7 protein-coding genes and 1 pseudogene are annotated in these 14,161 nt (G+C 48.2%); 7 read left to right on the top strand and 1 reads right to left on the bottom strand.

Annotated features, from left to right (window positions below; genetic code table 11):
• Nucleotides 1–68 precede the first annotated feature (68 nt).
• Entirely contained in the window at nt 69–521 is a 453-nt protein-coding gene (locus C4H11_RS03250) for a DUF1896 domain-containing protein (protein ID WP_007366531.1), read from the top strand.
• Nucleotides 511–6,375, top strand: a complete 5,865-nt coding sequence (locus tag C4H11_RS03245; RefSeq protein WP_007366530.1) for an N-6 DNA methylase — start codon at nt 511–513, stop codon at nt 6,373–6,375. Before C4H11_RS03250 ends, C4H11_RS03245 begins: the two co-directional genes overlap by 11 nt.
• 187 nt (nt 6,376–6,562) lie before the next feature.
• Here C4H11_RS03245 and C4H11_RS03240 read toward each other — a convergent pair.
• A pseudogene (locus C4H11_RS03240) lies at nt 6,563–6,841 on the bottom strand (DUF418 domain-containing protein); the annotation flags it as partial.
• 117 nt (nt 6,842–6,958) lie between these two features.
• On the opposite strand from C4H11_RS03240, the gene C4H11_RS03235 reads away from it, so the two are divergent.
• From C4H11_RS03235 to C4H11_RS03215, 5 genes are all read left to right on the top strand, one after another.
• Nucleotides 6,959–7,336, top strand: coding sequence for a nuclear transport factor 2 family protein (locus tag C4H11_RS03235; protein ID WP_007366528.1), 378 nt, complete (start codon nt 6,959–6,961; stop codon nt 7,334–7,336).
• Between the two features lie 11 nt (nt 7,337–7,347).
• The gene (locus C4H11_RS03230) at nt 7,348–8,205 is read left to right on the top strand and encodes a GNAT family N-acetyltransferase (RefSeq protein ID WP_007366527.1); all 858 of its coding nucleotides are present in this window, start codon (nt 7,348–7,350) and stop codon (nt 8,203–8,205) included.
• A gap of 256 nt (nt 8,206–8,461) precedes the next feature.
• Nucleotides 8,462–10,387 (top strand): tetracycline resistance ribosomal protection protein, encoded by a 1,926-nt coding sequence (gene tet / locus C4H11_RS03225; RefSeq protein WP_007366526.1) that lies wholly within the window; start codon nt 8,462–8,464, stop codon nt 10,385–10,387.
• On the top strand, nt 10,387–12,705 hold the full coding sequence (locus C4H11_RS03220; RefSeq protein ID WP_007366525.1) for a hybrid sensor histidine kinase/response regulator: 2,319 nt from the start codon (nt 10,387–10,389) through the stop codon (nt 12,703–12,705). The genes tet and C4H11_RS03220 overlap by 1 nt, the downstream gene beginning before the upstream one ends.
• Nucleotides 12,698–14,020, top strand: coding sequence for a sigma-54-dependent transcriptional regulator (locus C4H11_RS03215; protein WP_007366524.1), 1,323 nt, complete (start codon nt 12,698–12,700; stop codon nt 14,018–14,020). The genes C4H11_RS03220 and C4H11_RS03215 overlap by 8 nt, the downstream gene beginning before the upstream one ends.
• Nucleotides 14,021–14,161: the final 141 nt, after the last annotated feature.

Raw genomic sequence — 14,161 nt, 5'->3', positions numbered from 1 at the left:
GAGTGCCTTTTCTTTCTCCTTTTCAGACGACTATCCCCGTCATTATCAATCCACTAAATTCCAAAGTAATGAACAACAAGAAGAAAAACGAGGGTCAGACCGACTTTTCCTATTACGGTCTGTACCTGCTGGACTACCTCCGCACGAACAGGTTTGAACAGGCTTCCGACGATGCCTTCATCCGGGAGCGTGCCGACCGTGCCGCCGAAACGTATGAGCGTGCGCGGCTCGAAGGCTATCCGCCCGAAGGGGCGCAGGAGTTGGCGATGGACACGCTCCTGCGGGGGCTTCGCTATTCCAAGTACGCCATCCTCCGCGAAGTCGTGGAAAACGAGTTTGCCGACGAAGTGCCGGGAAAGAAACGCGAAGCCTTCATCCGAAAGTTGCTGCCGCCGGTCGGCAACGTATTCTCCGCCTATGACCTTTCGGACGACAATTTCGCCCTGTCGCCCGAATACGACCTGCTCTACACGGAGCTGACGGGAGCCGCCGTCCTTTATATCGGGGAATATGGCGTTTAACCGCAAACAACGGCTGCGGGACAACATCGAGGCGATACGGACGGCATTCATCCTTGACAGGGAACGGAGGACGGCAACCGCCGAGGAACAAGCCATACTTCGGAAGTATTGCGGTTTCGGCGGGTTGAAGTGCATACTGAATCCTGCAAAGGAACTGACGGATGCCGTGCATTGGGCGAAATCGGACCTCGAACTGTTTACCCCTACGGTAGAACTGCACAGGCTGGTGCGTGAAAACAGCAAGGACGATACGGAGTACAAGCGGTACGTGGATGCCATGAAGCAGTCCGTGCTGACCGCTTTCTACACCCCGCCGGAGATAACCGGCACGATTGCGGAGGCTCTGCATGAACACGGCATACGTCCCGACCGTGTGCTGGAGCCGTCGGCGGGCGTGGGCGCATTCGTGGATGCCGTGCTGGAAAACAAGCCGGACGCGGACATCATGGCTTTCGAGAAAGACCTGATGACGGGCAAGATATTGGGACACCTGCATCCCGACCAAAAGGTAAGGGTGCAGGGATTCGAGAAGATAGAGAAGCCCTTCACGGACTATTTCGACCTTGCCATCTCGAACATCCCGTTCGGCGACGTGGCTGTGTTCGACCCGGAATTTACAGGAAGCCAAGACCCGGCAAGGCGTTCCGCACCGAAGGCAATACACAACTACTTCTTCCTGAAAAGCCTTGACGCGGTGCGTGAGGGCGGCATCGTGGCGTTCATCACCTCTCAAGGGGTACTGGACGCACCGTCCAACGCGCCCATACGCGAGTATATGATGCGTAATGCCAATCTGGTGGGAGTCGCACGCCTGCCGAACAACCTCTTCACGGACAACGCGGGTACGGAAGTGGGCAGCGACCTGATTATCCTGCAAAAGAACAGCGGCAAGAAACGGGAGCTGTACGATTATGAAGAGTTGTTCGTGCAGACGGAAAAGACACCGATAGGCAGTTTCCAGAACGGGTATGTCGGCAGCATCGGCATGATTCCCCACTCGGATCTGATAAGCGGCACAGACCCTTACGGGAAACCAGCCTATAAAGTCATGCACCGGGACGGCATCGGGCAAATGGCGGAGGATTTGCGGGAACATATGGATATTGAGCTGTATAAGTTGGACAAAAAGCTGTATGAAATGCACAGCCTGCATCCGGCACAGGGGAAAAGCACGGTAACAGAAACCATTTCCACACCGGTTGTCACTCCTGAGATACAGCCACGTCATGAAATGGCAGCGAAGCCCGAAGCGGCAACACCGCAGCCGGAGGAAGAAAAGTCGGAGATAGAGCCGCGCCGCCCCGATTATTCGGAGGGCGTGCAGCTCTCCCTGCTCGACCTCTGGGGCATGACCGAGGAAGTACGCAAGCAGGAAGCCCCCGCCAAGAAGAAAAAGACGGCGAAAAAGGAAAGCCCGGCAAGGCGTATGCCTCCCAAACCGCAGGCGCAGGTTACGCCGAAGGTTACGACTGCACCGCCACAGCCGTCTGTTGCACCACTGACGGAGAAGAGGGACAGCCATGAAACAAAGCCGGTGAGTTTCGCAGCCAAAGGCGATCTGGATGATATTTACGCCTCTTTGGATTGGGACACCAATCCGCCCATCAACGGTTTCTATGAAATGATGATGGACCTCACGCCGGAGCGACGCAAGGAACTTCGCAGGCTGGCGGCACAGCATCAGGAGAAGCAACGGGTGGACGGGACGGCGGTGAAAGCCGCTCCCGCCATTGACATGCCGGAAAAGGAAGCGACAAAACGCCCCGAAGCACAGACGGAAGTCGCAACCGTTCCCGTTACGGACAATAACGCAAGTGAGACAACAACTTCCCTTTTCCCTGAATTTGAAACGGAAAAGCCGAAGGAGGAACCTCTCGACCTTTCTCCCCGTCCGTTCAACGGTATGCTGGAGCCGCACTACCGTGACGGCTCTATGGTACTGGATGCTTCACGCAATCTCGGTTATTTGAAGGGCCTCACGCCTTACGGCGCGACATTCCAACCGCTTGACCTGACCGGCTACCAGAAGGAGAAAGCGATGTTGTATGTGTCACTCCGTGACGCATACGAGCGGCTTTACCGCTACGAGGCGGAGTATCACGATGAAGGGTCTGCGCAACGCGGAGCGTTGAACACCTGCTACGATGAGTTTGTCATGCGCTACGGCAACCTCAATGCCAAGCATAACGTGAAACTGTTGATGATGGATGTCGCCGGACGCGACATCCTTTCGCTGGAACGGGCGGAGGACGGCAGGTTCGTCAAGGCGGACATTTTCGAGCGTCCCGTTTCCTTCTCTGTGGAGAGCCATGCCAACGTAAGCTCTCCCGAAGAGGCACTCTCCGCGTCGCTCAACAAGTTCGGCACGGTCAATCTCGACTATATGCGGGAGATAACCGACAGCACGGAGGAGGGATTGCTTGACGCCCTCAAAGGACGCATCTTCTACAACCCGCTCGTAACCGGTTACGAGATAAAGGACAGGTTCATCGCCGGGAATGTGATAGAAAAGGCGGAGCGCATCGAGGCATGGATGGGCGACAACCCCGAAAACGGACGTATGCCGGAAGTGAAGCAGGCGTTGGAGGCTCTGAAAGAAGCCGAGCCGCCGCGCATCGCCTTTGAGGACCTCGACTTCAATTTCGGGGAACGCTGGATTCCGACGGGCGTGTATGCCGCCTATATGAGCCATCTTTTCGACACGGACGTGAAAATCGCCTACTCCGCAAGCATGGATGAGTTTTCGGTGGCGTGCGGCTGCCGCACCATGAAAATCACGGACGAGTTTTTAGTGAAGGGCTATTACCGGAACTATGACGGCATGCACCTGTTGAAACACGCCCTGCACAACACCTGCCCGGACATGATGAAATCCATCGGTAAGGACGAGCATGGCAATGACATCAAGGTGCGTGACAGCGAGGGCATACAGCTCGCCAACGCCAAGATTGATGAAATCCGCAACGGGTTCTCGGAATGGCTGGAAGAGCAGTCGCCGCAGTTCAAGGAACGGCTGACGACGATGTACAACCGCAAGTTCAACTGTTTCGTGCGCCCAAAGTATGACGGCTCTCACCAGACATTTCCCGACCTCAACCTCAAAGGGCTGGCAAGCCGGGGTATCAAGAGCGTCTATCCGTCACAGATGGATTGCGTCTGGATGCTCAAACAGAATGGCGGTGGCATTTGTGACCACGAGGTGGGAACCGGTAAAACGCTGATAATGTGTATTGCAGCGCATGAGATGAAGCGCCTGAACTTGGCGCACAAACCGATGATTATCGGGCTGAAAGCCAATGTCGCGGAGATTGCCGCCACCTATCAGGCGGCATATCCCAACGCGCGGATTCTCTATGCCTCGGAGAAGGACTTCTCGACCGCCAACCGCGTGCGTTTCTTCAACAACATCAAGAACAACGACTACGATTGCGTCATCATGTCGCACGACCAGTTCGGCAAGATTCCGCAGTCGCCGGAGTTGCAGCAGCGCATCCTGCAAGCGGAGCTTGACACGGTGGAGGAAAATCTCGAAGTCCTGCGGCAACAGGGCAAGAACGTGTCGAGGGCGATGCTGAAAGGGCTGGAAAAGCGCAAGCACAACCTTGAAGCGAAGTTGGAGAAGGTGGAACATGCCATCCAATCGCGCACGGATGATGTGGTGGACTTCAAGCAGATGGGCATCGACCATATCTTCATTGACGAGAGCCATCAATTCAAGAACCTGACTTTCAACACGCGGCACGACCGTGTGGCGGGATTGGGAAACTCGGAAGGAAGCCAGAAAGCCCTGAACATGCTCTTTGCCATACGTACCATACAGGAACGCACGGGCAAGGACTTGGGGGCTACGTTCCTGTCCGGTACGACCATCAGCAACTCGCTGACGGAGCTGTACCTGCTCTTCAAGTACCTTCGCCCTAAGGAACTGGAACGGCAGGATATTCGTTGCTTTGACGCTTGGGCGGCTATCTTTGCCAAGAAGACGACCGACTTCGAGTTCAACGTGACGAACAACGTGGTGCAGAAGGAGCGTTTCCGCTACTTCATCAAAGTGCCGGAGCTTGCCGCCTTCTACAACGAGATAACCGACTACCGCACGGCGGAGGACGTGGGCGTGGACCGTCCGCACAAGAACGAGATACTGCACCACATACCGCCGACGCCGGAGCAGGAGGACTTCATCCAAAAGCTGATGCAGTTCGCCAAGACGGGTGACGCCACGCTGCTGGGCAGACCACCCCTGTCGGAAACGGAGGAGAAGGCGAAGATGCTTATCGCCACCGACTACGCCCGCAAGATGGCTCTCGATATGCGCATGATAGACCCGCATTACGAAGACCACCCCGACAACAAGGCTTCGCACTGCGCCAAGACGATTGCGGAGTATTACCACAGGTATGACGCGCAGAAAGGCACGCAGTTCGTGTTCTCGGATCTGGGAACGTACCAGCCGGGCGACGGGTGGAACGTGTACAGCGAGATAAAGCGGAAACTGACGGAGGACTACGGCATCCCGGCAGGCGAGGTGCGCTTCATTCAGGAGTGCAAGACCGACAAGGCACGCAAGGGGGTGATAGACGCCATGAACGCCGGAACGGTGCGCGTGCTGTTCGGCTCCACCTCCATGCTCGGAACGGGTGTGAACGCGCAGAAACGGTGTGTCGCAATCCATCATTTGGATACGCCGTGGCGTCCGTCCGACCTACAACAGCGTGACGGACGGGGAGTCAGGGCAGGCAACGAGATTGCCAAGCATTTTGCCGGGAACAACGTGGATGTCATCATCTACGCTGTGGAAAAGTCGCTGGACAGCTACAAGTTCAACCTGCTGCACTGCAAGCAGACATTCATCTCGCAGCTCAAAAGCGGGGCGATGGGCGCGCGTACCATCGACGAGGGGGCTATGGACGAGAAATCGGGCATGAACTTCTCGGAGTACATGGCGTTGCTCTCCGGCAATACCGACCTTTTGGACAAGGCGAAACTGGAAAAGCGTATCGCCTCGCTCGAAGGGGAACGCAAGTCGTTCAACAAGGGCAAGCGCGATTCGGAGTTCAAGCTGGAAGCCAAGACGGGGGAACTGCGCAACAATACGGCGGTAATCGAAGCCATGACGGAAGATTGGAACCGCTTTCTTTCCGTTGTCAAGACCGATAAGGAGGGCAATCGCCAGAATGCTGTCAAGGTGGACGGTGTGGATTCTACCGATGAAAAGGTTATCGGAAAGCGTTTGCAGGAAATCGCCAAGAACGCCACGACGGGCGGTTTGTACAAGCCTGTCGGGGAACTTTACGGTTTTCCGATAAAGGTGGTCAGCGAGAGAATACTCAAAGAGGGGCTGGAGTTTACCGACAACCGTTTCGTGGTGGAGGGAAACTACAAGTACACTTACAATAACGGGCATCTGGCGATGGCTGATCCGGTAGCCGCCGCACGTAATTTCCTGAACGCATTGGAGAGGATTCCGTCCATCATCGACCAGTATAAGGGAAAGAACGAGGTGCTGGAAAAGGAAGTCCCACAGTTGCAGGAGATAGCAAGTAAGGTATGGAAAAAGGAGGACGAACTGAAACAGTTGAAGTCCGAACTTGCCGCGCTTGACCGCAAAATACAGTTAGAGCTTGCGCCGCCTACACCCGATGTCGCCGAAAAGGAGAACGACGGACAGGAGGTCAAGCCTGTTTCGGAAGGTGTACGGAGCATATCGCCACAACAAACCGATGATGCACCACCGATACGCAGCCCGATGGATAAACGAAGTCCGTCTGGCAATTTCATTGCCAATCATATCATTATCGGGCGTCCGGGTTTTCAGTTTAAGGATGAAAACCGATCGAAAGGGATAAAAATTTAAAATTATGAATTTTATATAAAATATTAATAGGGGCTATCCAAAAGGTCTAAAAGTAAATCTTATCCCCTCTGCAAGTATCTGTAGAAGAGTGATTGTAAGGATTTCTTTCTTTTTGGGCAGCCTCTATTAAATTTATTTATTCTTTCTTGATTTATGTTTATAAACATTATACCAAAAAATATTCCAACTAACCTTGTTTATGTTTTGTCAGCCACCATTTGCACAACCATATTTGACTCCCAAAGAGAGTGAATTCGATAAGATAACTTGCTGCATACCCACAATAAGGGGCTAAATAGAATACGAATGGGAAATAGATAACAGTACCGACAACAGATTGCGTTATGTAGTTGGTTAAACTCATTTTACCATAAAGCTGTAATGTGGAAACCGCTTTTTTGACACGTTCCTTATGACACAATAATATGAACGAGAATATTTCTACAGAATCATCAGTAAAACAGAAAAAAATACTAATTTTGTTTTTGATGATCATTTCAAAAGGAATTAGAAAAATATCTAATTCTAACTTATAGAGGAAAAAGCAACAATTAAATATTAAAGAATAAAAGATACGAAAAATATGACGCCAAAAGAGATACTACAAGAATGGATTGACTGCTTCAACGCCGCCGATGCAGTCGCTTTGGCAAACTTATACGCTCAGGATGCCATAAACCATCAAGTCGCAAACACCCCGGTTATAGGAAAAACAGCTATCCATAAAATGTTTGTAAATGAATTTGCAACCTCAAAAATGGTTTGTATTGTTGAGCATATATTCGAGGATGGAGAATGGGCTATCATGGAATGGAAAGATCCGCTCGGGTTGCGAGGATGCGGATTCTTCCATGTGCAAAACGATAAAATCGTTTTCCAAAGAGGTTATTGGGATAAGCTCAGCTTTCTCAAACAGCACGGTTTAACCGTAGAGAATAGTGATAAAAATCCAAACACATAACACCGTCCGATATGGGAATCATCATTCATTCTTTAGAGTCCGTTTCTTTCAAAGATTTGTATGCGGCATTCTCATCCGCATTCAAAGATTATGATTTCTCTTTGAATGCGGATGAATTGCGACGCATGCTCGACCGACGAGGATACAATCCACAACTATCTTTCGGAGCATTTTTCGAAGGACGGCTGATTTCTTTTGTGTTTAACGGAACAGGCATGTACAACAACATCTTGACGGCTTATGACACAGGGACGGGAACCGTACCTTCATTCCGGGGATTACACCTAACCCAAAAAATATTCACTTTCAGCCTCGAATTGATATATCAACAAGGAGTTCGGCAATATGTACTGGAAGTTTTGCAACACAATCACAAAGCAATAAAAATATATCGCAAATTAGGCTTTGAAACACAGAGAAATTTCAACTACTACTCTGCCAAACTGAGCGATATTGTTCCTGTATTGCAAGTAAACCATACTGCATGTCGCATACTCCCATCGGATTTAAAAAACTGCCTTAACCAAACGGCCTGGTTCGATTTTCATCCTTCATGGCAAAATGACAGGGCTTCACTGGAACGCGGAATCGACAATTTGGACATATTGGGAGCTTATGAAAGAGAAGAACTTGTCGGATTTGTTATCTTTGAACCGGCATCAGGCGATATTTCATCCCTCGCAGTTGCAAAAGATTACCGGCGTAAAGGAATAGGCAAGTCCTTGCTTAAAAGTGCTGTCAGTCATTTTCAAAGCGATGTACTCAAATTTACTAATGTTGATTGCGATTGTGAATCAGTCACTGGTTTCTTGTCATCATTAGGACTTACCCCAAAAGGACAACAGTTTGAAATGGTCAGAAAAATTTAACCTACATTTATATGAATAGCCCTCATCATCAAATAACAAATTAATAATACCAAATAAAAATACGTATAGATTAAAAAAGTTCTTTGTGCTTTTGTCAGGGAACTTTTTTTTCGTAAATTTGCGTTCAATTATGCGGCAGTAATAATATACATATTAATACGAGTTAAGAATCCTGTAGTTTTCCACATGCTACGAGGAGGTATTAAAAGGTGCGTTTCGGCAATGCATCTATTGTAGTATATTATTGCTTAATCAAATGAACATTATAAATTTAGGAATTCTTGCTCACATTGATGCAGGAAAAACTTCCGTAACCGAAAATCTGCTATTTGCCTGCGGAGCAACGGAAAAGCGCGGCAGTGTTGATAAAGGTGACACCATAACAGACTCTATGGATATAGAAAAACGTAGAGGAATTACTATTCGGGCTTCTACGACATCTATTGTTTGGAATGGTGTGAAATGCAATATCATTGACACTCCGGGACACATGGATTTTATTGCAGAGGTGGAGCGGACATTCAAAATGCTTGATGGAGCAGTCCTCATATTATCGGCAAAGGAAGGCATACAAGCACAAACAAAGTTGCTGTTCAAGACTTTGCAAAAACTGCAAATCCCGACAATTATATTTATCAATAAGATTGATCGTGCCGGCGTAAATCTTGAGCGTTTATATCTGGACATAAAAACAAATCTGTCGCAAGACGTCTTGTTTATGCAAACGGTTGTCGATGGAGTAGTTTACCCGATTTGCACCTCAACAGATATAAGGGCAGAACACAAAGAATTTGTATGCAACCATGACGACGATATATTAGAACTATATTTGGCGGATAAAGAAATCTTACCGGCAGATTATTGGAATGCGATAATCGCTCTTGTGGCAAAAGCCAAAGCCTATCCGGTCTTGCATGGATCAGCAATGTGCAATATTGGCATCAATGAGTTGTTAGACGCCATCATTTCTTTTATATTTCCTCCGGCATCAGTCCCAAATAGACTTTCAGCTTATCTTTATAAAATAGAACATGACCCCAAAGGGCATAAAAGAAGTTTTCTAAAAATTATTGACGGAAGTCTGAGACTTCGAACCGTTATAAAAGTCAATGATTCGGAAAAATTCATCAAGATTAAAAATCTAAAAACCATTTATCAGGGCAAAGAGATAAATGTTGATGAAGTGGTTGCTAATGATATCGCAATTATAGAAGATATAGAAGAATTAAGAATCGGAGATTATTTAGGTGTTAAACCTTGTCTGATTCAAGGATTATCTCATCAGCATCCCGCCCTCAAATCTTCTGTCCGACCAGACAAGCCCGAAGAGAGAAGCAAGTTGATATCCGCTCTAAATGTATTGTTTATTGAAGACCCGTCTCTGTCCTTTTCCATAAATTCATATAGTGATGAATTGGAAATCTCGTTATATGGTTTAACCCAAAAAGAAATCATACAAACATTGCTGGAAGAACGATTCTCCGTAAAGACCCATTTTGATGAAATCAAGACTATCTACAAAGAACGACCTAAAAAGAAGGTGAATAAGATTATCCATATCGAAGTCCCTCCCAACCCTTACTGGGCCTCAATAGGACTGACTCTGGAACCTTTACCGATAGGGTCAGGGGTGCAAATCGAAAGTGAAATCTCCTTTGGTTATCTGAACCATTCTTTTCAAAATGCCGTTTTTGAAGGAATCCGTATGTCTTGCCAATCGGGATTGCATGGATGGGAAGTGACGGATTTGAAAGTAACCTTTACTTATGCCCTTTATTATAGTCCGATAAGTACCCCTGCCGATTTTAGACAATTGTCTCCTTATGTCTTCAGGTTGGCTTTGCAACAATCAGGAGTGGATATTCTCGAACCGATGCTCTATTTTGAGTTACAGATACCACAAGTAGCAAGTTCCAAAGCTATTACAGATCTGCAAAAAATGATGTCTGAGATTAAAGGTATCAGTTGTAATAAAGAGTGGTGTCTTATTGAAGGGAAAGTTCCATTAAATACAAGTAAAGACTATGCTTCAGAAGTAAGTTCATACACTAAAGGCTTAGGCACTTTTATGGTTAAGCCGTGTGGGTATCAAATAACAAAAGGCGGTTATTCTGATAATACCCGTATGGAAGAAAAGGATAAACTTTTATTCATGTTTGAAAAATCAGTATCATCAAAATAATGGAACGATCCAGGAATTTCTATAAGACAATACGGTTGGGGTATATACTTATCTCCGTTCTTATCGGATGTATAGCATATAATAGCTTCTATGAATGGCAGGAGATAGAAGCATTAGAACTTGACAATAAAAAAATAGACGAGTTCCGAAAAGAGATAAACAATATCAATATTCAAATGATAAAATTTTCTCTATTTGGTGAAACAATACTGGAATGGAACGATAAAGATATCGAACATTACCATGCACAGCGTATGGCAATGGATAGTATGCTCTGCCGTTTCAAAGCTACCTATCCGGCAGAGCGTATAGACAGCGTACGCCATCTTCTCGAAGATAAGGAACGGCAGATGTGCCAAATCGTTCAAATACTTGAACAACAACAAGCCATCAACGATAAGATAACCAGTCAAGTACCTGTAATCGTGCAGAAGAGTGTGCAGGAACAGCCCAAGAAGTCCAAGCGCAAAGGTTTCTTGGGCATCTTCGGCAAAAAGGAAGAAGCGAAACCAACTGTGACTACCACGATGCACCGTTCCTTTAACCGGAATATGAGAACCGAACAACAGGCGCAAAGCCGCCGCTTATCGGTTCATGCCGATAGCCTTGCCGCACGAAATGCGGAACTTAACAGGCAACTGCAAGGACTGGTTGTTCAAATAGACGGGAAAGTACAAACTGACCTACAAAAGCGGGAAGCCGAGATAACAGCCATGCGGGAACGGTCGTTCATTCAGATTGGGGGCTTGACAGGGTTCGTTATACTGCTACTGGTCATATCATATATCATCATACACCGAAATGCCAACCGCATCAAGCGATATAAACAGGAAACCGCAGATTTAATCGAGCGACTGCAACAAATGGCAAAGCGAAACGAGGCACTGATAACCTCCCGCAAGAAAGCCGTACATACCATTACCCATGAATTACGCACACCGCTGACTGCAATAACGGGCTATGCCGGACTGATACAAAAAAACTTCAATGCGGATAAAACCGGGATGTATATCCGAAATATTCAGCAATCCTCCGACCGTATGCGTGAAATGCTTAATACTCTTCTGAGTTTCTTCCGGCTGGACGACGGCAAGGAACAACCTAATTTCTCCACGTGTAGGATTTCATCAATAGCGCATACGCTCGAATCAGAGTTTATGCCAATTGCCATAAACAAGGGACTTGCTCTTACTGTGACGAATCACACGGATGCTGTTGTACTGACCGATAAGGAACGCATTCTACAAATTGGAAATAACCTGCTGTCAAACGCCATCAAGTTCACTGAGAACGGTGCCGTTTCTCTGACAATGGGGTATGATAACGGTATGCTGAAACTTATCGTCAAAGATACGGGTTCGGGTATGACCGAAGAGGAACAGCAACGTGTGTTCGGTGCGTTTGAACGTTTGTCAAACGCTGCCGCAAAGGACGGCTTCGGATTAGGTCTTTCCATTGTTCAGCGCATTGTGACAATGCTCGGCGGCACAATCCAGCTGAAGAGCGAGAAAGGCAAGGGCAGCCGTTTCACGGTGGAGATACCCATGCAGTCAGCCGAGGAATTGCCGGAACGGATAAATAAAACACAGATTCATCATAACCGAACACTCCATGATATTGTTGCCATCGACAATGACAAGGTACTTCTCCTAATGCTGAAAGAAATGTATGCACAAGAAGGGATACATTGCGATACCTGTACCAATGCGGCGGAACTGATGGAAATGATACGCCGGAAAGAATACAGTCTGCTTCTGACCGATTTGAATATGCCGGATATAAACGGCTTCGAGCTGTTGGAACTGCTACGCACCTCCAATGTGGGCAATTCAAGGATCATTCCGATTATTGTAACAACCGCTTCGGGCAGTTGCAACAGAGAGGAACTTTTAGAACGTGGATTTTCTGATTGCCTTCTCAAGCCGTTTTCCATATCGGAGCTGATGGAAGTTTCCGACAAGTGCGCCATGAAAGGTAAACAAAATGAAAAGCCTGATTTCTCCTCCCTACTGTCTTACGGCAATGAATCCGTCATGTTGGATAAACTGATAGCGGAAACCGAAAAGGAAATGCAGTCGGTCAGGGATGGGGAACAACGGAAAGACTTTCAAGAACTGGACGCCCTGACACACCACCTACGTAGTTCGTGGGAGATACTGCGTGCCGACCAACCATTAAGGGAACTTTATAAACAGCTTCATGGGAGTGCCGTTCCCGATTATGAAGCATTGAACAACGCCGTGACTGCCGTATTGGATAAGGGTTCGGAGATAATCCGGCTGGCAAAAGAAGAAAGGAGAAAATACGAAAATGGATAAAACAAAAATCATCGTGGTGGAGGACAACATCGTATATTGCGAGTTTGTCTGCAACCTGCTGGCACGGGAGAAATTCCGTACCGTGCAGGCTTTCCACCTCTCGACAGCGAAGAAACTTCTGCAACAAGCCGCTGACAATGATATAGTAGTTTCTGATTTGCGTTTGCCTGACGGTGACGGCATCGACCTATTGCGCTGGATGCGCAAAGAAGGCATGACGCAGCCGTTCATCATCATGACCGACTATGCCGAAGTACATACGGCGGTTGAAAGCATGAAACTCGGTTCGCTGGACTACATACCCAAGCAACTCGTGGAGGACAAACTCGTGCCTTTGCTCCGCACCATACTGAAAGAGCGGAATATCGGGCGAAGCCGCATGCCCGTATTTGCCCGTGACGGTTCAGCCTTTCAGAAAATCATGCACCGGATAAGGCTGGTAGCTCCTACCGACATGAGCGTACTGATATTCGGGGAGAACGGTACTGGCAAAGAGCATATTGCCCATCTACTGCACGATAAAAGCAAGCGTTCAGGCAAGCCTTTCGTGGCGGTGGACTGCGGCTCACTCACCAAAGAACTTGCGCCATCGGCGTTCTTCGGACACGTTAAAGGAGCGTTCACTGGTGCTGAAAACACAAAGAAAGGCTATTTCCACGAGGCGGAAGGCGGCACATTGTTTTTGGATGAAGTGGGTAATCTCGCACCGGAAACCCAACAGATGTTACTCCGTGCCATACAGGAACGGCGGTTCCGTCCCGTTGGCGACAAGTCCGACCGCAGTTTCAACGTCCGCATCATCGCCGCCACCAACGAGGATCTGGAAAAGGCGGTCAATGAAAAGCGTTTCCGACAGGATTTGTTATACCGCCTACATGACTTCGAGATAACCGTTCTGCCCTTACGTGACTGTCAGGAGGACATCATGCCGCTGGCGGAGTTCTTCCGTGAGATTGCCAATAAGGAATTGGAATGCAATGTTAGTGGCTTCAGTTCCGAAGCGCGGAAAGTGTTACTGATCCATTCATGGCCGGGTAACGTGCGCGAACTTCGGCAGAAAATCATGGGTGCGGTGTTGCAGGCTCAGACGGGACTTGTCACGAAAGAGCATCTGGAACTTGGAATAACCGAAACAACCTCTGTTGTCGGCTTCTCCCTACGCAACGAAGAGGAAGATAAAGAGCGGATTATACGTGCTTTGAAGCAGGCTGGCGGGAACCGGAAGGTTGCTGCCGAATTGCTTGGAATAGGCAGGACAACACTCTATAATAAACTGGAAGAATATGGATTGAAGTATAAATTTGAGCAACCATAGCCCGCAATTCGCTGAAAATGGCTATCTTTGCATGACATATTAGAAGGTAACGGCGACTGGCAGAGCCTTTTGCCGCCTATATATAACATAAGACCGCAAGGCGTTTCGAGCGAAAATCTGGTAAATTGACACTACGGAGAC

The organism is Bacteroides zoogleoformans, from assembly GCF_002998435.1.
In the GTDB taxonomy this organism is placed as follows: Bacteria; Bacteroidota; Bacteroidia; order Bacteroidales; family Bacteroidaceae; genus Bacteroides; species Bacteroides zoogleoformans.
Note: the sequence above shows the minus strand (reverse complement) of the source record. Positions and strands in the feature narration are given on the sequence as shown.

Coding starts and splice junctions, on each gene's coding strand:
- C4H11_RS03250 (WP_007366531.1), top strand. CDS start 69: ATGAACAACAAGAAGAAAAACGAGGGTCAGACCGACTTTTCCTATTAC.
- C4H11_RS03245 (WP_007366530.1), top strand. CDS start 511: ATGGCGTTTAACCGCAAACAACGGCTGCGGGACAACATCGAGGCGATA.
- C4H11_RS03235 (WP_007366528.1), top strand. CDS start 6,959: ATGACGCCAAAAGAGATACTACAAGAATGGATTGACTGCTTCAACGCC.
- C4H11_RS03230 (WP_007366527.1), top strand. CDS start 7,348: ATGGGAATCATCATTCATTCTTTAGAGTCCGTTTCTTTCAAAGATTTG.
- tet (WP_007366526.1), top strand. CDS start 8,462: ATGAACATTATAAATTTAGGAATTCTTGCTCACATTGATGCAGGAAAA.
- C4H11_RS03220 (WP_007366525.1), top strand. CDS start 10,387: ATGGAACGATCCAGGAATTTCTATAAGACAATACGGTTGGGGTATATA.
- C4H11_RS03215 (WP_007366524.1), top strand. CDS start 12,698: ATGGATAAAACAAAAATCATCGTGGTGGAGGACAACATCGTATATTGC.